General features: G+C 74.1%; 17 protein-coding genes. 12 read left to right on the plus strand and 5 right to left on the minus strand.

What is annotated here, in order from left to right:
* Positions 1-61 precede the first annotated feature (61 nt).
* The 6 genes from hppD to VKK44_RS11975 are packed head-to-tail and all read left to right on the plus strand — an operon-like array spanning position 62 to position 6,222.
* Positions 62-1,159 (plus strand): 4-hydroxyphenylpyruvate dioxygenase, encoded by a 1,098-nt coding sequence (hppD, locus tag VKK44_RS11950; protein WP_343446993.1) that lies wholly within the window; start codon positions 62-64, stop codon positions 1,157-1,159.
* A 53-nt stretch (positions 1,160-1,212) separates the two neighbouring features.
* Positions 1,213-2,136 carry a phytanoyl-CoA dioxygenase family protein gene (locus VKK44_RS11955; protein WP_343447747.1) on the plus strand — a complete coding sequence of 308 codons (924 nt, stop codon included), beginning with the start codon at positions 1,213-1,215 and terminating at the stop codon, positions 2,134-2,136.
* 2 nt (positions 2,137-2,138) lie between these two features.
* On the plus strand, positions 2,139-2,936 hold the full coding sequence (locus tag VKK44_RS11960) for a DUF3050 domain-containing protein (RefSeq protein ID WP_343446994.1): 798 nt from the start codon (positions 2,139-2,141) through the stop codon (positions 2,934-2,936).
* Entirely contained in the window at positions 2,933-3,904 is a 972-nt protein-coding gene (locus VKK44_RS11965) for a thiamine pyrophosphate-dependent dehydrogenase E1 component subunit alpha (RefSeq protein ID WP_343446995.1), read from the plus strand. Before VKK44_RS11960 ends, VKK44_RS11965 begins: the two co-directional genes overlap by 4 nt.
* Positions 3,904-4,869: an alpha-ketoacid dehydrogenase subunit beta gene (locus VKK44_RS11970; RefSeq protein ID WP_343446997.1), complete on the plus strand. Its 966-nt coding sequence runs from the start codon at positions 3,904-3,906 to the stop codon at positions 4,867-4,869. The genes VKK44_RS11965 and VKK44_RS11970 overlap by 1 nt, the downstream gene beginning before the upstream one ends.
* Positions 4,870-4,872: 3 nt before the next feature.
* Complete coding sequence (locus tag VKK44_RS11975; protein ID WP_343446998.1) at positions 4,873-6,222, plus strand: hypothetical protein; 1,350 nt, start codon at positions 4,873-4,875, stop codon at positions 6,220-6,222.
* A gap of 27 nt (positions 6,223-6,249) precedes the next feature.
* On the opposite strand, the gene VKK44_RS11980 is transcribed toward VKK44_RS11975, so the two are convergent.
* A complete protein-coding gene (locus tag VKK44_RS11980) occupies positions 6,250-7,107 on the minus strand; it encodes an alpha/beta fold hydrolase (RefSeq protein WP_343446999.1) in 858 nt (285 codons plus the stop codon).
* Positions 7,108-7,166: 59 nt separating this feature from the next.
* Here VKK44_RS11980 and VKK44_RS11985 point away from each other — a divergent pair, with 59 nt between their 5' ends.
* The gene (locus VKK44_RS11985) at positions 7,167-7,859 is read left to right on the plus strand and encodes a TetR/AcrR family transcriptional regulator (protein ID WP_343447000.1); all 693 of its coding nucleotides are present in this window, start codon (positions 7,167-7,169) and stop codon (positions 7,857-7,859) included.
* A gap of 514 nt (positions 7,860-8,373) precedes the next feature.
* Here VKK44_RS11985 and VKK44_RS11990 read toward each other — a convergent pair.
* From VKK44_RS11990 to VKK44_RS12005, 4 genes are all read right to left on the minus strand, one after another.
* A complete protein-coding gene (locus VKK44_RS11990) occupies positions 8,374-9,099 on the minus strand; it encodes an SGNH/GDSL hydrolase family protein (protein WP_343447001.1) in 726 nt (241 codons plus the stop codon).
* 97 nt (positions 9,100-9,196) lie between these two features.
* On the minus strand, positions 9,197-11,116 hold the full coding sequence (locus VKK44_RS11995) for a trypsin-like serine protease (RefSeq protein ID WP_343447002.1): 1,920 nt from the start codon (positions 11,114-11,116) through the stop codon (positions 9,197-9,199).
* Between the two features lie 273 nt (positions 11,117-11,389).
* Positions 11,390-12,613 carry an MFS transporter gene (locus VKK44_RS12000; protein WP_343447003.1) on the minus strand — a complete coding sequence of 408 codons (1,224 nt, stop codon included), beginning with the start codon at positions 12,611-12,613 and terminating at the stop codon, positions 11,390-11,392.
* A complete protein-coding gene (locus VKK44_RS12005) occupies positions 12,610-14,175 on the minus strand; it encodes a class I adenylate-forming enzyme family protein (protein WP_343447004.1) in 1,566 nt (521 codons plus the stop codon). The genes VKK44_RS12000 and VKK44_RS12005 overlap by 4 nt, the downstream gene beginning before the upstream one ends.
* A gap of 314 nt (positions 14,176-14,489) precedes the next feature.
* On the opposite strand from VKK44_RS12005, the gene VKK44_RS12010 reads away from it, so the two are divergent.
* The 5 genes from VKK44_RS12010 (at position 14,490) to VKK44_RS12030 (ending at position 20,591) form a co-directional block, all read left to right on the plus strand.
* A complete protein-coding gene (locus VKK44_RS12010; RefSeq protein WP_343447748.1) occupies positions 14,490-15,773 on the plus strand; it encodes an SGNH/GDSL hydrolase family protein in 1,284 nt (427 codons plus the stop codon).
* 68 nt (positions 15,774-15,841) lie between these two features.
* Positions 15,842-17,065: a cytochrome P450 gene (locus VKK44_RS12015; RefSeq protein WP_343447005.1), complete on the plus strand. Its 1,224-nt coding sequence runs from the start codon at positions 15,842-15,844 to the stop codon at positions 17,063-17,065.
* Positions 17,062-18,153, plus strand: a complete 1,092-nt coding sequence (locus tag VKK44_RS12020; protein WP_458351636.1) for an alpha/beta hydrolase — start codon at positions 17,062-17,064, stop codon at positions 18,151-18,153. The genes VKK44_RS12015 and VKK44_RS12020 overlap by 4 nt, the downstream gene beginning before the upstream one ends.
* Entirely contained in the window at positions 18,146-19,276 is a 1,131-nt protein-coding gene (locus VKK44_RS12025; protein ID WP_343447006.1) for an alpha-hydroxy acid oxidase, read from the plus strand. Before VKK44_RS12020 ends, VKK44_RS12025 begins: the two co-directional genes overlap by 8 nt.
* A 1-nt stretch (position 19,277) precedes the next feature.
* Entirely contained in the window at positions 19,278-20,591 is a 1,314-nt protein-coding gene (locus VKK44_RS12030) for an aminotransferase-like domain-containing protein (RefSeq protein ID WP_343447007.1), read from the plus strand.
* The last annotated feature ends 38 nt before the right edge of the window (positions 20,592-20,629 follow it).

Here is a 20,629-nt window from a genome sequence, read left to right on the forward strand (position 1 = left end):
CGGACTCCATTCCCGGGCGACGTGCCCGGGTCGCTACCACGGGGGGAACAGGGGGAAGCCCATGCACATCAACGGCATAGACCATCTGGAGCTTTACGTGGGGGACGCCCGGCAGGCGGCCTTCTACTTCGACACCGCGATCGGGTTCCGGCTGCGCGGCCAGGGCGGACCGGAGACCGGGCTGGCCGGGCAGCGTTCCCTGCTGCTGGCGCAGGCCGGCATCCGGCTGCTGCTGACCACCGGCCTGTCCGCCGAGCACCCGGCCGCCACGTACGTGCACCGGCACGGCGACGGCATCGCCGTGGTCGCGCTCGCGGTCGACGACGCCGCCGGGGCGTACGCGGAGCTGGTGGCCCGCGGCGCGACCGGGGTGACCCCGCCGCGCGCCTACACCGGCGCGGACGCCGAGGTGGTGATCGCGGAGGTCGGCGGCTTCGGCGACGTGCTGCACCGCCTCGTCGAGCGGCGCGGCGACCGCGGCGTGTTCCTGCCCGGCGCGATCGAACCGGTCGCCGCGCCGGACGGGGACGCGCTGCTGGCCGAGGTCGACCACCTGGCGGTCTGCGTGCCGCCCGGGCAGCTCGACGCCACCGTGGCGCACTACGAGAAGGTGTTCGACTTCGCGCACATCTTCACCGAGCACGTCGAGGTCGCCGGGCAGGCGATGAACTCCAAGGTGGTGCAGAGCCGGTCCGGGCAGGTCACGCTGGTACTGCTGGAACCGGACACCGGCGCGCGTCCGGGCCAGATCGAGGACTTCCTGCGCTGGCACGCCGGCGCCGGCGTGCAGCACCTGGGGCTGCGCACCGACGACATCGTCGCCACGGTCGGCGCGCTCGCCGGCCGGGGGGTGCGCTTCGCCCGCACCCCGGGCGCCTACTACGACGACCTGGAACAGCGGGTCGGCCGGCTGGACGCGCCGGTGGACCGGCTGCGCGAGCTGAGCATCCTGGTCGACTCCGACCACGACGGCCAGCTCCTGCAGATCTTCACCGAGTCGATGCACGTGCGTCGCACGCTCTTCCTGGAGGTCATCGAGCGGCGCGGGGCGCGCACCTTCGGCAGCGGCAACATCAAGGCGCTCTACGAGGCCAAGGAACGTGAACTGGCCGCGGCGGGGGCGACCCCCGTCGTCGCGGCCGGAGGGGTGACGGCATGAGTGAACGCACCGAGCGAAGCGAGGGCCGTGAGGCCATGCCCGGCCGGCTCGGCATGACCACCATCGATCCCGGGCTGACCGCCGAGGAGGAGGCGCTGCTGCCCTCCGACGACGACGTCCGGCACTACGCCGAGCACGGCTGGTACCTGTCGAAGAAGCTGTTCACCGACGACGAGGTGGACGAGTTGGTGGCGGCGACCGACCGCTACTACGCCGGGGAACGCGACCGGCGGTTGCCGGCGCGCCCGCCGAAGCTGGCCTACTGGGAGCCGTCGCGCGGCGACGTGCAGCGGCACAACGACTACGTCCACCACGAGCACGACGGGATCTCCCGCATCCTGCGCAAGCCGCTGATCGGGGCGGTCGCGGCCCGGCTGGCCCGGGCCACCGAGATCCGGATCTTCCAGTCGACGCTGATCTGGAAGCCGCCGATCGCCGGCGAGCCGTCGAACATCGTGCCCTGGCACTTCGACAAGCACTACTGGGCGTCCTCGTCGTCGGAGCGCATGCTCACCGCGTTCATCCCGTTCCACGACTGCGGCGAGGAGATGGGCACCATCACCATGGTGGACGGCTCGCACCGGTGGCGGGAGATCGGCGCGGACGACACGGTGGTGCGGCACTTCGCCGACCGGGACCGCAGCCAGTTGGAGGCGATGCTGGCCGAGAACGCGGCGTTCAACCACGCCGAGATCCGCAAGATCCCCATGGTGATCCCCAAGGGACACATGAGCTTCCACCACTGCCGCACCTACCACGGCAGCGGTGCGAACGTCAGCGGACGCCCCCGACGGGCGATCTCGCTGCATTTGCAGGACGGCGACAACGCCTGGCGGGAGTATCCGCTCTCCGACGGCACGCTCGCCGCGTACAACCACGACGTGCTGGTCCGCCGCACCCACGAGGGCCGGCCGGACTACGCGGACCCCGATTACTGCCCGGTCATCTGGCGCGACCGCGCCCAGCAGGGAGGCTGACAATGTCACGGTACGACTGGGGGAAGACGCACCCGGGGATCGAGCGGCTGGAGCGGGCGGTGACCGAACGCCGCGACGTGGTGGTCAACCACCCGCTCTACGCCAACCTGGACACGCACGAGGCGCTCGTCACGTTCATGGAGCACCACGTCTTCGCGGTCTGGGACTTCATGTCCCTGCTGAAGTCGTTGCAGCGCCAGCTCACCTGCGTCACGGTCCCGTGGATCCCGACCGGCCCGACCGGCAGCCGCCGCCTGATCAACGACATCGTCATGGTCGAGGAGAGCGACGAGCTGGGTGAGGGCTACATCAGCCACTTCGAGCTCTACGTGCGCGGCATGACCGAGGCCGGCGCGGACACCGGCGCGGTGGAGAAGCTTGTCGACCTGCTGCGCGCCGGACGGCCGGTCACCGAGGCGTTCGGCGAGGCCGGGGTGCCGGCGCCGTCGGCGGCGTTCGCGGGCACCACCTGGCGGATCATCGAGACCACGCCGGTGCACTGCCAGGCGGCGGCGTTCGCGTTCGGCCGGGAGGATCTCATCCCGGAGATGTTCACCCAGGTCGTCGCCGTCAACGAGCGCAGCAACCGGCTGAACACGTTCGTCGACTACCTGGAGCGGCACATCGAGGTCGACGGCGAGCAGCACACCCCGATGGCCATGCAGATGCTCGCCGACCTGTGCGGCGACGACGACACCAAGTGGCAGGAGTGCGCGGACACGGTGAACGACGCGCTGGCCGCCCGGGCCCGGCTCTGGGACGACATCCTCGCCGCGATCAAGGAGGGCCGTCCGGCGTGACCGGCCCCGACCCGGCCGCGCTCTACCGGACGGTCCGGCTGATCCGCCGCTTCGAGGAACGCGCGATCGAGCTGGTCGACGCCGGGGAGATCGTCGGCGGCATCCACCCGTACCTGGGCCAGGAGGGGATCGCCGCCGGGGTGTGCGCGGCGCTGGAGGCCGGCGACCTGGTCACCGGCACCCACCGTGGCCACGGGCACGTGCTGGCCAAGGGCGCCGACCCGGCCCGGATGCTGGCCGAGCTGTGCGGCCGGGTCACCGGGCTCAACCGGGGCCGCGGCGGGTCGATGCACGCCGCCGACTTCGGGGTCGGCGTGCTCGGCGCCAACGCCATCGTCGGGGCCGCCGGCGCGATCCTCACCGGAGCGGTGTGGGAGCGCCGGCGGCGCGGCGCCGACCTGGTCGGCGCCACGTTCTTCGGCGACGGCGCGGTCAACGAGGGGATGCTGCTGGAGGCGTTCAACCTGGCCGCGCTCTGGCGGGTGCCGGTGCTGTTCGTCTGCGAGAACAACGGCTACGCCACCACCATGCCGGTCGCCGGCGCGGTGGCCGGCACGATCGCCGGGCGGGCCGAGGCGTTCGGCATGCCGGCGACCGCCGTCGACGGCCAGGACCCGGAGACGGTACGCGAGGCCGCCGCCGCCGCAGTCGCGCGGATGCGCGCCGGCGGCGGGCCCGAGCTGATCGAGGCGCACACCTACCGGTTCGACGCCCACCACACGTTCGAACACCGGGTACGCCTCGACTACCGGCCGCCGCAGGAGGTGGCCGACGGCCGCTCCCGCGACCCGGTCGAGATCGCCGGTGCGCGGCTGGACCCGGCGGCGCGGGCCGAGATCGACGCCTCCGTCGAGGCGGTGCTGGCCGCCGCCGTCGACTTCGCGCTGGCCGGCCCGCACCCGGACCCGGCGACCGCCCTCGACCACCTGTACGCCAGCGGGCTGACCGCCCGGACCGGAGGTGGCTGATGCCCCGGCTCTCCTACCGTAGGGCGCTCACCCGGGCGCTCGCCGACGAGATGACCCGCGACGAGTCGGTGGTGGTGCTCGGCGAGGACATCCGGGTGGCCGCCGCGAACGTCACCACCGGCCTGGTGAAGAAGTTCGGCCCGGAGCGGGTGCGCGACACCCCGCTGTCGGAGCAGGCGTTCACCAGCTTCGCCACCGGGGCGGCGCTGGCCGGGGCCCGCCCGGTGGTCGAGTTCCAGATCCCGTCGCTGCTGTTCCTGGTCTTCGAGCAGATCGTCAACCACGCGCACAAGTTCCCGCTGATGACCGGCGGCCAGTGCGCGGTGCCGGTCACCTACCTGGTGCCCGGCTCCGGTTCCCGCACCGGTTGGGCCGGGCAGCACTCCGACCACCCGTACGCGCTGTTCGCCCACGCCGGAGTGACCACCGTGGTGCCGGCCACCCCGGCCGACGCGTACGGGCTGCTGGTCTCCGCGATCCGCTGCGACGACCCGGTGGTGGTCTTCGCCCCGGCCGGGGCCCTGGAGTTGCGGGAGGACGTGACCGAGCCGGCGCCGGTGCCGCTGGGCCGGGGCGTGGTCCGCCGGGCCGGCGACGACGTCACGGTGGTCGCGGTCGGGCACCTGGTGCACGACGCGCTCGCGGTCGCCGACGAGTTGGCCGGCCAGGCGTCGGTGGAGGTCTTCGACCCGCGCACGCTGTACCCGTTCGACTGGGACGGACTCGTCGGGTCGGTGAGCCGTACCGGACGCCTCGTCGTGGTCGACGACGGCAACCGCTCCTGCGGCATCGCCGGGGAGATCATCGCGACAGTGGTGGAGCGGGTCCGGCTGGCCGCCCCGCCGAGGCGGGTCACCCGGCCCGACGGCGCGGTGCTGCCGTTCGCGCCGGCCCTGGACCGGGCCGTGCAGCCCGGCCGGGACCAGCTCACCGCCGCCATCCAACTGACCCTCAAGGACGGATGAACGATGGACCCGAACTACCCGTGGCCGCCGCTGGGCGCGGCGTGGACCGACCTGCCCGAGTCCACCCGGTCGGCCATGGTGACGGCCGGCGCCGGCGCCTGGGAGAAGATCTTCCACGGCCGGGCCACCTACAACACGCAGTGGCGGCTGGCCCGCCCGCCGGTGCTCACCGCGGACGCGTTCCGCGAGCTGAACGAGGTCTGCGACCGGATCGCCCAGCTCATCCTCCAGGCGTGCCGGCGGCGGGCCGGCACCGCCGGTGAGCTTCGTCGGCTGCTCGACGTGCCGGAGGGGGAGACCCGGCTGCTCGACCCGGACGAGGAACTGCACGACGGGCTGCTGGCCGCGTACCGGCCGGACGTGCTGTTCTCCGGCGGCGTGCCCTGCATCGTGGAGTACAACATCGACAGCAGCCTCGGCGGCGGCTTCGACGCCGACACCGTGATCCAGCGGTACGCGGAGCTGTACCGCGACGCCGGCCTGCTCGACCGGGCGCGGCCCGCGCCGTCCCTGCTGGATCAGCGGTTCGTCGCCATCCGGGACACGCTCGGGCTGCCCGACGGCGCACGGGTGGCGCTGCTGATGGACTTCCAGGCGGAGTATCCGGGGCTGGACGACCCGGAGACGTTCATCCGGATCCTCTCGCCGCTCGTCGACCAGGCCCGGCCGTTCGGCATCGACCTGGTGATCGCGCCGGTCGCCGTCGCCACGCTGGACGCCGAGCGGCGGCTGGTGGTCGACGGCGCCCCGGTGGACGCGCTGTTCCGGCTGTTCGTGCCGAACCGGGTCACGCCCAGCGCCGGCCTGGACGCGGTGGCCGGCGCGCTGGCGGCCGGCACGCTGCCGATGTTCGTCAGCAGTGCGGCCTGGCTGCTCAGCAACAAGCTGAACTACGCCTGGCTCTGGGCCGACCTGGACCTGCTGCCGGAGCCCGACCGGGTGCTGGTCCGCCGGTACGTGCCGCACACCGTCGCGCTCACCGCCGACCACCTGGACCACGCGCTGGCCGCGCAGGCCGACCTGGTCGCCAAGCCGGCCGGCGGGTCGGCCGGGCACGGCGTACTCATCGGGCCGGAGTTGAGCGCGGTGGCCTGGGAGGACGGGGTGCGGGCCGCGATCGACGCGGGCGGACACATCCTCCAGCGCTACCACGAGGCGGACCGGGTGGCGATGGACTTCGTGCGGGTCGAGACCGGCGAGACGGTCACCGCCGACGTCCCGTACAGCCTCGCGCCGTACCTGTTCGACCGCACCGCCTCCGGTGCCCTGGCCAGGGTCGGCTACCCGGGCTGCGAGGGCGTCCTCAACCTGGCCCGGGGCGTCCTGATGTCCGGCATCCTGCTCACCGACTGACCGACTCCCACCCCGGTGATCATGAAGTTAGCGGTGCCCGGCGTCGGACGTGTCGCCGCCAACCTCATGATCGCCGGGGGTGGTGAAGAAGGCGGTCAGGGGGGTGACCAGGGCGGGCGGCGCCACGGCGATGCCGTTGTGGGCGCTGCCGGGCACGCGCAGCGTGCGGGCGTGCGGGAGGACGGCGGCCAGCAGTTCGTTGGTCTCGGTGAAGAACGGCGCGGCCCGGGCGCCGCTGATCAGGAGCGTGTCGGCGGTGACGCCGGCGTACTGCTCGGCCGGCCCGTCGTGCGCCAGGATCTGGCGTGACTCGGCGAGCGTCATCCCGACCAGTGCGCCCATGGTGCGCCCGACCTCGGTACGCAGGAAGAGTCGGGTGATCGCGGTCCGGACCGGCAGCGGCAGCCGCGACGCCGGGTTCTGCGGGTCGACGCCGGCGCCCACGATGGCCAGCGCCCGGGCGGTCCGTCCGGCCCGGACGGCCGCCTCGGCCGGTTCGAGGAACGCCATCGGCATGCCGTGCCCGGCCAGTCGCAGCGGGGCGTCGTAGACCGCGATCCGTTCCAGCGGCAGTCGCAGCGCGGCGCGTAGCACGATGAACGCGCCGTAGCTGTGCCCGACCGCCCATCGGGTGCCGGTGTGCGCGAGCACCGCGCCGAGGTCGTCGATCTCCTGCTCCACCGAGTACGGCTCGCGCCGGGCTGGGGCGTCCGCCCGCCCCCGGCGGTTGTAGAGGTGCACGGTGAACCGCTCGGCGAGTCGCGCGGCCAGTCGACGGTACTCCGCGATCGTCACCCCGCCGCCGTGCACCACCACGAGCCCCGGCCCGGTGCCCCTGGAGTGCAGGACGATCTCCGCGCCGTCCGCCGCCGTGATCCGTTGCATGACCGCTCCTCTCCGACCCCCTGAAACTGCGAACGCTGTTTGCAGTTTACAGTGGGGTGGTGAGCGGCGCATCCCCGAACCCGGCCGACGGCGGATCCACCGGACCGTCGATCTGGACCCGGCCGCCACGCGGCAGCCGCGGGCCCACCCCGACGCACAGCCGGGACGAGATCGCCGCCGCGGCGGTCGCGCTCGCCGACACCGGCGGGCTGGACGCCGTGTCGATGCGGGCGGTGGCCGGCGCGCTCGACATGGCCGCCGGCTCGCTCTACCGGCACCTGTCGTCCCGCGACGACCTGCTGGACCTGATGGTCGACAGGTGCGTGGGGGAGCTGCGGCCCTACCCGACCGACGGCGGCGGCTGGGTCGACCAGTTCCTGCTGCTGGCCCGCCGCCAGCTCGCGCTGCACCGGCGCCACCCGTGGCTGGCCGACGCGCTCGGCCGGCGCGCCACGCCCGGGCCGAACACGCTCGCCCACTTCGACGCCTGCCTGCGCATCCTGCAACCGGTGCCGGCCGGGGCCGCCGCGAAGTTCGAGGCGATCGCCATGGTCACCGGCGTCGTCTCGCTCTTCGCCCGCAGCGCGGCGGCGACAGGCGCGGTCACGTTCGACCACGTGGACATGGCGGCGTACCCCCATCTGGCCGCCGCGTTCGCCGGCGCAGCCACCACACCGCCCGACGGCGACCTGTTCACCCGTACCCTGCGCGCCCTGCTCACCGGCCTCCTGACCCCCGCCCACCACCCCTAACCCCCGCCCCCGCCCCCTGCCCCGCCCTGCCCCGCCCCGATGACGTGATCAAGGAGTTCGTGTCCCCGCGCACCGGTGAACCCGACGCCAACTCCTTGATCACCGAGCCGTGGACTCTGATTCCGGTCCGGCGTGGTTGGAGAGCACGAGTGTCGCGGGTTGCGAGGGCATCGGGCAGGTCGCTGCGGGTCGCGGGTCACGCAGTTCTGAGTCGTTTACGCCCTCAGCTCGTAAGGCGCTCGTACGCCTGACCGTCGCCGGCGGCGAGGACCGTGCGGCGCGGGGTCGGCCAACCCCGCAGCGCCCGTTGGTGTCACGTGGGCAGAGCCGGGCAGCGGAAGTCGATCATCCGGCCGGGCCGTATTCGCGGAACCGGCCCGCCACCAGCGGCGAGCGTCGCCCTGCCGGCGGGCCGGCGATCCGACAGCCCGACGGCCCGGCCCCGGCGGTGCGAGCTGATGGGTCGGCGCCACGCCCGGGACGGAGGTCAGGGGCGGCCATGACGCCCAGTCGGTCAGTCGCCGGCGACCGGTCCGGGTCGCGACCCGTCCGCGGCGGGTGCGCGCCGGGTGTGGTGGGTGGCGAGCACGCGGAGGGTCTCGGCGGTGGCGACGGCGTCGCTGCGGGCGCTGCCGTGCCGGCCGTCGCCGCTGTACAGCGACGGGTCGGCGACCAGCGGATGGTCGGTGAGGTGCACGTGCAGCGTGCCGAGGCGCTCGGCCACCGCGCGGGTGTGCCGAGCCAGCCGGCGCATCCGCGCGCCCAGCCCGGCCCGTAGCGTGTCCCGCACCGCAGGGCTGTGCGAGACGTCGAACATGCCCACCGTGATCACGTCCGCCCCGGCGTCACGTAACGCGGTGATGATCGCGGCCAGCTCCACGTCCACCGCGTCGGGGTCGTAGCCGGGCCGGAACGCGTCGTTGCCACCGCACACCACCAGCGCCAGGTCCGGTCCGAACGCCAGCGCGTCGGCCAGTTGCGTGGCCCGCACCTCGTGCGCCCGCAGCCCGCGCCGCCCCAGGTTGAGGTATGCCAGCTCCGGCCGCACGGCCCGAAGTTCGGCCGCGACCCGGTCGGCCCACTGCACGTCCGGGTAGCCGTCGAGCGGCTCGCACAGGCCCTCCGCGACGCTGTCGCCGAGCACCACGAACCGGTGCCACGGATGGTCGCGCAGCAGGTCGGTGGCCTCGCCGGGGCGCAGGCACCAGGGATCCGTGGCCTCGGTCAACGTCGATGACATGACCGGGAGGCTAGCCGAGCGGTCGTGGCGGGGAAAGCGCTCCGCCGCCCCGACCGGTCGGACGGTCGGGGCGGCGGAGTGGGGTCGTGCCGTCGGCTCAGGCGCCGGCGGCCGGCGGCCGGTTGAACCAGCCGTGCAGCGTGACGATGACGTGCACCGTGCCGCCGCTGACGTTCAGTACCCGGACGTTCCTGGTCGCGCTGCGCAGATCGTTGTCGTTCACCCTGACCAGCACCATCGTGGTGCGGGGGAGCTGGCCGGCGGCGAAGTTCGCCACCGACTGGCTGGTCACGACCGGTCCCTCGGGAGTGGACGCGAACGGGCCCTCGCCCGACTCGACGGTCAGGTAACCCGAGCCGGTCGGACCCACCACGGTGACGGAGAGCAGGGCACCGCCCACCGCGTCGGGCGAGACGCCCACCGGGTCGGCCAGGTTGACGAACAGGTCACCCCGTGCCCTGATCGGCGTGCCGCTGTCGGCCCGGGTGTCCACGACCTGGATCGCCGGTGCGGTCCGCAGGTCGGCGCCGCGCGTCGGGTCGGCGGTCACGTAGCCCTGCACGGAGATCACCAGGTCGACCGCCGGCCCCCGGTTGACGAAGGTGGCCTTTCCGGCGGACGAGAGTTTGACCGCGATGCCCTGCGAGGTGACCCCGCCGACGTAGTCGAGGGCGCTGGTCCCGTCGGTGCCGCCCTCGGGGTGGGCGCGGAGGAAGCCGGCACCGGTCGAGCCGACCACGGCGACGTCCAGGAACACGCTCGTCGCACCGCTCGGCACGACGTCGCCGGTGAACGTGAACGTCTTGGCGCCGTTGTTCGGGATCTTCCCCACGGTGGTGCCGGTCCCGTCCCGGGTGTCGACCACCCGGTTGTGCGGCACGGCGACCAGCCCGCCGCCCGCCCCGGTGGTGAAGTAGCCGTGCACCTCGACGACGATGTGGACGGTACCGGCGCGATTGTGGACCGCGACGCGGCCGTCCGGACCCGGCCGCACGATCTGGGTCGTCGAGATGACCTCACCGATCGAGGCGTTGAGCGACGACGTGGCCGGCCGGGCGGAACCCTGCGGGAACATCGTCAGGAACGTGTTGGCGGTCGGGCTGACCGCGGTCACGTCGACCAGGACGGCGGACACCCCCGTCGTGGGGACCCCGCCGACGCCGAGCACGGGGAAGTCGGTGGTGCTGTCCGCGCCGCGGAGCCCGGCGGGCGCGCCGGTGGCGTTGCGGGTGTCCAGCAGGAGCGCGCCGGGGGAGAGCGCCACGTAGTTGTTCCTGGTGCTCGCGGCGATCCACGGGGCGAGGCCGTCCACCCGCACCTCGGTGGCGGTGCGCCGGGTGTCGGTCTCGGCCAGGCAACCGCCCTGCCAGGAGCTGTCGTGCAGGGCGACCACCTGCGGCTGGCCGGTGCCGGTGCGCAGCAGCGGGCCACCGGCGTCGCCCTTGCACAGGCTGGCGGCGGAGGCGCTGCCGTCGACGGTGAGCGCGTCGGCGGTGACGCCGGTGACCGTGAACGTGCCGGCGTGCAGCTTGTCCGGCACCCACTCGGTCGCGGTACGGCCGAAGCCCGCGGCCAGCAGCTCCTCGCCCTGGGCGGCGGACGCGCCGATGGTGACCGGCGGCACCCCGTCCGCCGGCTTCTCCAACTGGGCGAGCGCGACGTTGCGGGTCGGGTGGGGGAGCACGGCCGTGACGGCGAGGACGTGCCCGGCGGTGGTGCTCAGGTCCGTCCTGCCGACCGTGACGGTGGTGCGCCGGGTGGGCGGGCCGGCGACGAGCGGCTGGCCGGGCTCCGCGAGGCAGCTCGCGGTGGTGATCACCCAGGTTGGCTCGACCAGCACCGCGGAGCAGGCCCGCAGGTCGTTCTGGATCTTCGCGGTGAACGCGTAGCTGCCCTCCGGCACCGGGCTGACGCCGCTGACCGCCCGGGCGGCCCCGCCGCTGACCAAGCTCGTCGTCAGGGCCACGACGACAAACGCCGCCGCGTTCCGGGTGCGACGCTTTCGGATGACGCTCATACTCCTCTTTCCCGTCCTTCGAGCACTGGCCAGGCCACCGGCCCGCCGCACCTGCCGACGAGCCGGGAGAGACGTCGACCACTGGACGGTGTTGACCGTCCGCTGCGCCAGGCGCAGGACACACCGGAGCGCCGCCGCGCCGGTGCACTCTCGACTTCCCCCGTTCACCGCCGCGGACCTCGCCCGTGGCAGCCAGAGAGTAGCGGTTCGCGCATGGCGGGGGCGGCCCCGAGCGCGCGCGACCGCGCTCGACCCACCCACCGGCCTCGCCGGTCAGGCCGGCGTGGGGGCGACCGGTTCCGGCGCCGACCGGCCGGCGCCGGACCGCAGGAACAGCAGCGGCGCCACGGTGAGCACCAGGCAGGCCACCGACATCGCCAGCAGCGCCGGGGTCAGGTCGAGCAGCGCCACCGACCAGCCGCCGAGCAGCGCGCCCACCGGCAGGCCGAGGAACGCCACCGAGCCGGAGATACCCAGCACCCGGGTCTGCAACGCCGCCGGCACCCGTTGGTAGAGCGCGGCGCCGAGCAGCGGATTCACCGCCGCGATCCCGATCCCGGACAGGAACGTCACCACCAGCACCACCACCAGGTCGTCGCTGAGCGCCAGCGCCAGCAGTCGGGGCGCGCCGCTGAGCGCCAACCCCAGCGCGAACACCGCCTGACCGGGCAGCCGCGTGCCGACCAGCGTGAACAGCAGGTTGCCCAGCAGCGCCCCGGCCGAGAAGACGCCCAGCAGCAGCCCGAACCCGGCCGGGTCGCCGAGCACCTGGTTGACCCAGAGCGGGATCCAGACCGCGACGCTGGCGTTGGCGAACATGTTGGACACCGAGACCACGGTCAGCATGATCAGCAGCGTCCGGTCGGTGCGCAGGTACGCGAAGCCGCCGCGCAGCGCCCGCAGGTACGGCTCCCGGGGCGCCGGCTGTGTCGGCGCGGGCGGCCGGACCAGCACGCCGATCAGCAGCGCGCAGACCGCGAACGTGGCCGCGTCGACCCAGATCGCCGGCGTCAGCCCCACCCAGTCGATGAGCAGTCCACCCAGCACCGCGCCGAAGAGCGTCATGCCCCGCGCCAGCCCGTCGTAGGCGGAGGTGAGCCGGATCAGCGGCACCCCGGCCCGCTCGGCGGCCGGCTTGAACAGCACGTGCTTGACCCGGTCCCCGATGCCGCGCAGCCCGCCGGCGATCGCCACCAGCACCAGCAGCGTGCCGAAGCCGAGCCAGGGCGCGAGCGCCACCACCGCCATCGCGACCGCGCTGGCCGCGTCCACGAAGACCGAGGTCCGGCGGACGCCGAACCGGTCCGCCCACGGGGTGGCCAGCGCGCTGGAGAGCATGTACGGCAGCGTCTCCGCGGCGGCCACCAGGCCCATCCGGGTCGGGCTGCCGGTGGTCTCCAGCACCAGCCAGGGGATGGCCACCACCGAGATCCGGGTGCCGAGGTTGGACAGCAGGTCGGCGCCGACCAGGGTGTACAACTCCCGGCGCGGGTTCACGCCGGACTGCCGATCGGGTCCGCGTCGGCCGGGTGCGTCTGTGCGTACCGGACCCGCAGCGCGCGTTTGTCGACCTTCGCGGACCGGTTCAGCGGCAACGCGTCGACGAACTCCACCGCGCCGGGCGCCCAGGTCTCGCTCAGTTCCCGGGTGACCAGCGCGATCAGGTCGTCGCCGGTGACCGACGCGCCCGGCGCCGGCACCACGTACGCGTGCGGCAGCTCCCCGGCCACCGGGTCCGGCACCCCGATCACCGCGGCGGCGCGGACCTCGGGGTGGCCGGCGAGCACGTCCTCGATCGGGCGGGAGTAGATCGGCCAGCTCCGCTGCCGGGTGAGGATCCGGTCCTGCAACCGGTCGACCAGGTAGAGGTAGCCGTCGTCGTCGAGGTGCCCGATGTCGCGGGTGCGGACCCAGCCGTCGACGAGCGTCTCGGCGGTCAGCTCCGGCTGGCCGTGGTAGCCGACGAAGCTCAGCTTCGTGCGGGCCCACACCTCACCGTCGACGCCGGCCGGCAGCACCCGCCCGTCGGCGTCGCGGATCTCGACCGTCACGTCCCCGTACGGCCGGCCGCAGGAGCGCAGCCGCTCCGGGTGCTCCGGATCGTCGGTGAGCCCGGGCAGCGCGCAGATCACCACCGCCTCGCTGAGCCCGTAGACGATGCGCAGGCACGGGCCGAACCGGGCGATCGCCTGGCGCAGCCGGGCGGGCGCGGCGGGTCCGGCGCCCACGTTGAACATGACCATCGCGGAGAAGTCGGCGCCCGGCAGGTCGGGATGGTCGAGCACCTCGTAGAGCATCGGCGGGGTGACGAACGTGGAGGTCAGCCGCTCGGCGTCCACGGTCGCGATGAACGCCGCCGGGTCCCACCGCTCGCGCAGGAACAGCACCCCGCCGGTGAACAGGTTGACAAGCGTGGTGATCTGGCCGCTGGCCAGCCACATCGGGGAGTGTGACAGGTGCCGCAGCAGCGGGATCCCGGCGGCCCGGATGCCGGCCGCGAGCGCCAGCACCTGCCGGTAGAAGCTCTCCCGGTGGTGCACCAGCTTGGGCGTGCCGGTGGTGCCGCTGGTCTGGAGGAACGACTCCGGCGCGGGCCCGGAGGCCGGCAGGTCGGTCGGGTCGTCGGCGTCGCCGTCCGCGGTGAGGTCCGGTCCGGCGCCGCCGGGGCCGAGACAGAGCACCGGTACGCCGACCAGGCCGGCCGCGACCTGCCCGGACTCCGGATCGCGGGGATCGTGCACGAACACCTCCGGCGCGGCCAGCGCGACGAACTCGTCGATCTCGCGGCGGGAGGTGACCGGGGCGACCCACATGGCGCGGCAGCCGAGCAGGTGCAGCGCGAGGTGCAGCAGCGGACCCTCGATCGTGTTGCCGAGCATCACCAGCACCGCCGCGCCGGGGCGTACGCCGTGCCGGCGCAGCGCGGCGGCCAGGCCGCGCACCTCGGCGGCGACCTGCGGGTAGGTGAGCCGGCGGTCACCGCCGACCAGCGCCTCCCGGTCGCCGAACCCGGCGAACAACTCCAGCGCCTCGTGCACGTAGTTCGGCCGGTCGGTCATCGGGCAGCCCCCATCATCGTCCGCGAGCGGCGCCCGGCCCGGGTCAGGGCCGGTACTCGGACGGCGGGTGCCGGGTCGGCGACCGCACCGCCGCCGGTTCCGAGCCTAGGCAGCGGCGGTCCACGGCGGACAGAGCCGAACGTCGGGGCCCGGCATCCCGTGGGCATTTGATCATGTCGATCAGGTTGATTGACGCTCGTCACCAGCGGCGGCTAGTTTCCGGTCCATCGCCCGGGCAGGTGGCGCCGACCGCGCCGCGCCCGGGGTTGGGCGAACATGGAGGATCGATGCCGACCCCGAAGAGATGGCACGTCATAGCTTCCGCCGCAACGCTGCTGATCGCCGGCACCCCGGCGGTCACCGCGAGCGCCGGCCCCACCGACACCGACCGCGCCGGGCACGGGCGCGCCGAGTGGGCGGGGAGCTGGGCCGCCGCGGTGACCCGAGGGAACACCGTGGGGCTGACCAACACCGGCCTCAACGACCAGAGCATCCGGATGACGGTGCAGACCACGGTGGGCGGCCCGCGCCTGCGGGTCCGGCTCACCAACCTCTACGGCGAGCAGGCCGTCAAGGTCGGGCACGCCACGGTCGCCCGGCCGAACACCGCAACCGTCGACGACCTGTCCGACGTCGACCCGGCCAGCGTCCGGGAACTGACGTTTTCCGGCGGCACGTCGGCGACCATCAACAAGGGCGCCGAACTGCTCAGCGACGCGCTTGCCTACCCGGTGGCCGAGCAGGAGGACCTGGTGGTCACCCTGTACTTCCCGGTGCTCACCGGACCGGTCACGTTCCACGGCCAGTCCCGGGTCACCAACTTCATCGGCGCCACGGACCTGACCACCGCGGCCGGCGGCGCCGGCTTCACCATCAAGCCGAACTGCTGCTGGATGTTCCTCTCCGGCATCGACGTGGAGCGCAAGGTCGCGCCGGGCTCGGTGGTGGTGCTCGGCGACTCCATCGGCGACGGCAACGGCAGCACGGTCAACGCCGACAAGCGCTGGCCGGATCTGCTCGCCGCGCGGCTGATCGAGGCCCGCCCGGAGGTCCGTACGCCGGGCGTGCTCAACCTCAGCCTGGCCGGCAACCGGCTCAACCACGAGGGCCCGGAGCCCGGCGCGGGCGGGTTCCCCGGCTACTACGAGCTGGGCCCGAACGCGCTGGCCCGGCTGAACGAGGACGTGTTCCCGCAGACCGGCGTCCGGACCGTCATCACCCACCTGGGCATCAACGACATCTGGATGAACGGCGACAGCGCCGAGGCGATCATCGCCTCGCTGCGCCAGCTCAACCAGCAGGTCAAGGCGCGCGGGCTGACCAGCCTGGTCGGCACCATCACCCCGTACGAGGGCAACGGCGGGCCGGGCGTGTGGACCGAGGAGAAGGACGCCACCCGCAACGCCGTCAACACCTGGCTGCGTGGGGCCGGCCGGGCCGAGTTCGACGGCGTGCTCGACTTCGACGCCGTGCTGCGTGACCCGGCGCAGCCCAGCCGGCTGCTGCCGGCGTACGACGCCGGGGACCACATCCACCCGAACGACGCGGGCGCGCAGGCGATGGCGAACGCCGTCCCCCTGCGGCTGCTCGGGCTGTGACACCGGGCGGGGGCGGCGTCGACACGGCGGCCGCCCCCGCCGCCTTTTCCTGGGGAGGAAGAACCGCCGTGGATGTCAGCGAGATCCTGACCGGCCTGTACAGCGAACAGGGCCGGCAGAACCCCTATCCCTTCTACACGGACCTGCACGTGCACGGGCCGATCAACGCCATTCCCACCCGTGCCGAGCACAGCACCGTCACCGCCGTCGCCGGCGGGTACGACGTGGTCGACGGGATCCTGCGCGATCCGGGGTGGTACAAGGGCTTTCCGCCCGGCTGGGAGGAGCAGGAGATCCTGCGTACCTTCCTGACCTCGATGATGTTCGTCAACCCGCCGGACCACACCCGGATGCGCGCGGTGTTCGCCAAGACGTTCACCCCGCGCCGGCTGGGCGCGTTGGAGCCGGTGGTGGTGCGGATCGTCACCGAACGCCTGGACGCGATGGCCGAGGCCGGCGCGGACGGCACCGAGGTGGACTTCGTCGCCGACTTCGCGTACCCGGTCCCGGCGCTGGTGATGGCCGAGTTCATCGGTCTGCCCGCCGCCGATCTGGCCTGGTACCGGCAGCGGGTCGACTGGATCGACGAGTACATGGACGTCGCCGGCAAGACGCCGGAGCGGCTGACCCGGGCCAACCAGGCCGCCGAGGAGCTGCGGGCCTACTACCGGGACCTGATCGCCCACCGCCGCCGGGCCCCCGGCGAGGACCTGATCAGCGGGCTGGTCGAGGTGCTCGACGCGGGCGGCGTCGACCTCACCGAGGACGAGCTGATCAGCAACCTGATCGTGTTGTTCAACGCCAGCTTCGTCACCACCGTCTACATGTTCAGCAACGGCCTGCCGCTGCTGCTCGCCCATCCGGAGGTGACCGCCGCGCTGCCCGGGAACGACGCGCTCGCCCGTGGCTGCGTGGACGAGGTGCTGCGGATGGAGAGCCCGGTGCACTTCCTGGCCCGTTCCGCGCCGGCCGACGCCGACCTGGACGGCGTGCCGGTCGCCCGCGACGACAACGTGCTGCTGCTGATCGCCGCCGCGAACCGGGACCCGGCGCGCTTCCCCGATCCGGACCGCTTCGACCCGTACCGGGACGGTCCACCGTCGCTGGCCTTCGGCGTCGGACTGCACTTCTGCCTCGGCTCCGCGGTCTCGAAGCTGGAGGGCCGGCTCGCGCTGCCCCGGCTGTTCGCCCGCTTCCCCCGGCTCGCGGTCACCCAGCCGTACAGCTACAGCGGTAGCCTCTTCCTGCGCGGCATCGACAAGCTCTTCGTCACCACCGGGGAGGCCGGATGACGCTCGATCCGCAGGTGGTCGCGTGGCGGGCCGCGCGGGCGGCAGCCGGCGTCGTGCCGCTCTACACCCAGACCCTCGCCGAGGCCCGCGCCGCCGACCTCGCCGCGATCCGCGCCGGCGCCGGCGCGGTCGAGCCGGTCGCCGAGGTACGCGACACCCAGGTGCCCGGCCCGGCCGGGCCGCTGCCGGTGCGGGTGCACCGGCCGGCCGGCGACGGTCCGCTGCCCACGCTGGTCTGGTTCTTCGGCGGCGGCTGGACGCTGGGCAGCGTGGACACCGCCGACGGGATCTGCCGCCGGCTGGTCAACCTCGCCGGCTGTCAGACCGTGACCGTCGGCTACCGGCTCGCCCCCGAGCACCCGTTCCCGGCCGCGGTCCAGGACTGCCACGCCGCGCTGCGTCACCTGGCCACGCACCCCGACGAGTTCCGGATCGACGCGGGCCGGCTGGCGGTCGGCGGGGACAGCGCCGGCGGCAACCTGGCCGCCGCGGTGACGCTGCTGGCCCGCGCCGACGGCGGGCCCCGGCTCGCCGCCCAGGTGCTGGTCTACCCGAACACCGACCAGCGTCCCGGCCGGCGCCCGGCCGACGACGAGGACCCGTTGCTGTTCAACCGGCACTCGGTGGCGTGGTACCGCGGCCACTACCTCACCGATCCGGCGGACGCGTCCGATCCGCTGGCCTCGCCGCTGCTCGCCGAGGACCTGTCCGGCCTGCCGCCGGCGCTTGTCGTCACCGCCGGGAACGACCCGCTGCGGGCCGAGGGCGCGCGGTACGCCGAGCGGCTGGGCGGGGCCGGCGTGCCGACCGAGACGGCCGACTACCCGGGCATGATCCACGGCTTCTTCGCCATGCCCGGCGTGTTCGACGCCGGCCGCGATGCCCAGGACCGGGTGGCCGCGTTCCTGCGCCGGCGCTTCGACCTCGACCCGGCCGGTCCGGCGTCGGCGGGCGGCGGGTCGGCGGGTCCGGCGTCGACGGCGGGGGAGTCGGCCGGTCGGGCCTCGGCCGTCGGCTGGTCGGCCGGTTCGACACCGGTCGGCGGAGATCCGGCCGCGAGCGCGACGGGTGCCGGCGTCCATGGCTGAGCGGAGCGTCGACCCGCCGACCCCGGTGGCCGGGCCGGCCTTCGTGCCGCCGGCCAGCCTGGCCGACTTCGCCGGGCTGGCCCGGGCGGTGCTCCCGGCCGACGTGTGGGACTTCGTCGACGGCGGCAGCGGCGCCGAGACCGCGCTGGCCGCCAACCGGGCCGCGCTGGACCGGGTGGCCGTGCTGCCCCGGATGCTGGCCGGCGTGGACGTCCCGAGCACCGAGGCGGCGCTGCCCGGGGGCCGGGCCGCGCTGCCGGTGGCGGTCGCGCCGATGGCGTACCAGCGGTTGCTGCACGCCGACGGCGAGCCGGCGCTCGCGGCGGCGGCCGGCGCGGCGGGCGTGCCCTACGTGGCCAGCACGTTGTCCAGCACGCCGATCGAGGAGGTCGCCGCGGCCGGCGGGACGGTGTGGTTCCAGCTCTACTGGCTGCGCGACCGGGGCCTGGTGGCGGACCTGCTCGACCGGGCGCTGGGCGCGGGCTGCGCGGCGGTGCTGCTCACCGTGGACGTGCCGGTGCTCGGCCGGCGCCTGCGCGACGTGCGCAACGGCTTCACGCTGCCGGCGCACGTCACCGCCGCCAACCTGCCCGGCGGTCGGGACGACCTGGCCCACCGGGGCACGCCCGGCGTCTCGGCGGTGGCGGTGCACACCGGCGCGGTCTTCGCGCCGGCGGTGAGCTGGGCGGACCTGGCCTGGCTGCGCGCGCGTACCCCGGTGCCGTTGCTGGTCAAGGGCATCCTGGACGCGCGCGACGCGGTCCGCGCGGCGGACGCCGGCGTGGACGCGGTGGTGGTCTCCAACCACGGCGGCCGGCAGCTCGACGCCGCCCCGGCCAGCGTGAGTGTGCTGCCGGAGGTGGTCGACGCGGTGGGGGAGCGGTGCGCGGTGCTGCTGGACAGCGGTATCCGCGGCGGCGTCGACGTGCTGCGCGCGCTCGCGCTCGGCGCGGCCGGCGTGCTGGTCGGCCGGCCGCTGCTCTGGGCGCTCGCGGCCGGCGGCCGGGCCGGCGCGGAGGCCGCCCTGGCGCTGCTCGCCGCCGAGCTGCGGGACGCGCTCATCCTCAGCGGCTGCCCCGACCCGGCCTCGGCCCGGCGGCTGCGTACTCGGATCGGAGCCTGACGTGGAACCGGTGGACCTGACCGTCGAGGCGCTGCACGGCAGCGTCGGTGACCCGGCGTTGAACTCGATGAACTTCCTCAACGAGGTGGCGCAGCACTATCCCGACGCGGTGTCGCTGGCCGCCGGTCGGCCGTACGAGGAGTTCTTCGACTCGGCGCTGCTGCCCGGCCACCTGGACCGGTTCCGGGCGCACCTCGCCGACGACCTGGGGCTGAGCCCGGCCCAGGTGGACCGGACGCTGTTGCAGTACGGGCGGACCAAGGGCATCGTGCACCACCTGATCGCCCGCCACCTCGCCGTCGACGAGGGGTTCACCGTCGACCCGGAGACGATCGTGGTGACGGTCGGCTGCCAGGAGGCGATGTTCCTGGTGCTGCGCGCGTTGCGGGCCGACCCGGCCGACGTGCTGTTCGCGGTGGCGCCCACGTACGTCGGGCTGACCGGCGCGGCCCGCCTGGTCGACCTGCCGGTACGTCCGGTGGCCGGTGGCGCGGACGGCGTCGACCTGGCCGACCTGCGGGCCGGGGTGCGCCGGGCCCGCGCCGAGGGGTTGCGCCCGCGCGCCTGCTACGTGATGCCGGACTTCGCGAACCCGTCCGGCGTGAGCATGGACACCGCGCAGCGCCGCCGGCTGCTCGACCTGGCCGCCGAGGAGGAGCTGCTGCTGATCGAGGACAACCCGTACGGCCTGTTCCCGGCCGCCGGCGTGGACCGTCGCCCCACGCTCAAGGCGCTGGACACCGCGCGCCGGGTGGTCTATCTCGGTTCGTTCGCCAAGACGGTGCTGCCCGGCGCCCGGGTCGGCTACGTGGTCGCCGACCAGCGGGTGGGGGGCGCGGACGGCACGGTGGGTCCGCTCGCCGACCAGCTCGCCAAGATCAAGAGCATGGTCACGGTCAACACGTCGCCGATCAGCCAGGCGGTGATCGGTGGCGCGCTGCTGGCGCACGACTGCTCGCTGGTGGCCGCGAACGTCCGGGAGCGGGCCGCGTACGCCCGCAACCTGCGCCACCTGGTCGACGGCCTGGCCCGCCGCTTCCCGGCCGGCGGGCCGGTGCGCTGGACCGTGCCGGCCGGTGGCTTCTTCGTGGTGGTCACCGTGCCGTTCCCGGTCGACGACGCGCTGCTGCACCGCTCGGCCCGCGAGTACGGCGTGCTCTGGACGCCGATGGCGCACTTCTACGACGCCGGCACGCCGGTGAACGCGCTGCGACTGTCGGTGAGCGCGGTCACCCCGGCGCAGATCGACGTGGGCCTGGACCGGCTCGCGGCGCTGGTCGCGGACACCACGGCCGCGGTGGGCGCACCGGCCTGACGCCGCAGGGTCGCGGTTCCGGCACCACCCGTGTTCCC

The sequence above is a fragment of the Micromonospora sp. DSM 45708 genome (assembly GCF_039566955.1).
In the GTDB taxonomy this organism is placed as follows: domain Bacteria; phylum Actinomycetota; class Actinomycetes; order Mycobacteriales; family Micromonosporaceae; genus Micromonospora.

Excerpts from the sequence above, each read along its gene's own strand:
- VKK44_RS12005 (WP_343447004.1), bottom strand. The coding sequence starts at position 14,175 with ATGACCGACCGGCCGAACTACGTGCACGAGGCGCTGGAGTTGTTCGCC.
- VKK44_RS11980 (WP_343446999.1), bottom strand. The coding sequence starts at position 7,107 with ATGCAACGGATCACGGCGGCGGACGGCGCGGAGATCGTCCTGCACTCC.
- VKK44_RS12020 (WP_458351636.1), top strand. The coding sequence starts at position 17,062 with ATGACGCTCGATCCGCAGGTGGTCGCGTGGCGGGCCGCGCGGGCGGCA.
- VKK44_RS12025 (WP_343447006.1), top strand. The coding sequence starts at position 18,146 with ATGGCTGAGCGGAGCGTCGACCCGCCGACCCCGGTGGCCGGGCCGGCC.
- VKK44_RS11970 (WP_343446997.1), top strand. The coding sequence starts at position 3,904 with ATGCCCCGGCTCTCCTACCGTAGGGCGCTCACCCGGGCGCTCGCCGAC.
- VKK44_RS11960 (WP_343446994.1), top strand. The coding sequence starts at position 2,139 with ATGTCACGGTACGACTGGGGGAAGACGCACCCGGGGATCGAGCGGCTG.
- VKK44_RS11955 (WP_343447747.1), top strand. The coding sequence starts at position 1,213 with ATGACCACCATCGATCCCGGGCTGACCGCCGAGGAGGAGGCGCTGCTG.
- hppD (WP_343446993.1), top strand. The coding sequence starts at position 62 with ATGCACATCAACGGCATAGACCATCTGGAGCTTTACGTGGGGGACGCC.
- VKK44_RS11990 (WP_343447001.1), bottom strand. The coding sequence starts at position 9,099 with ATGTCATCGACGTTGACCGAGGCCACGGATCCCTGGTGCCTGCGCCCC.
- VKK44_RS11975 (WP_343446998.1), top strand. The coding sequence starts at position 4,873 with ATGGACCCGAACTACCCGTGGCCGCCGCTGGGCGCGGCGTGGACCGAC.
- VKK44_RS11995 (WP_343447002.1), bottom strand. The coding sequence starts at position 11,116 with ATGAGCGTCATCCGAAAGCGTCGCACCCGGAACGCGGCGGCGTTTGTC.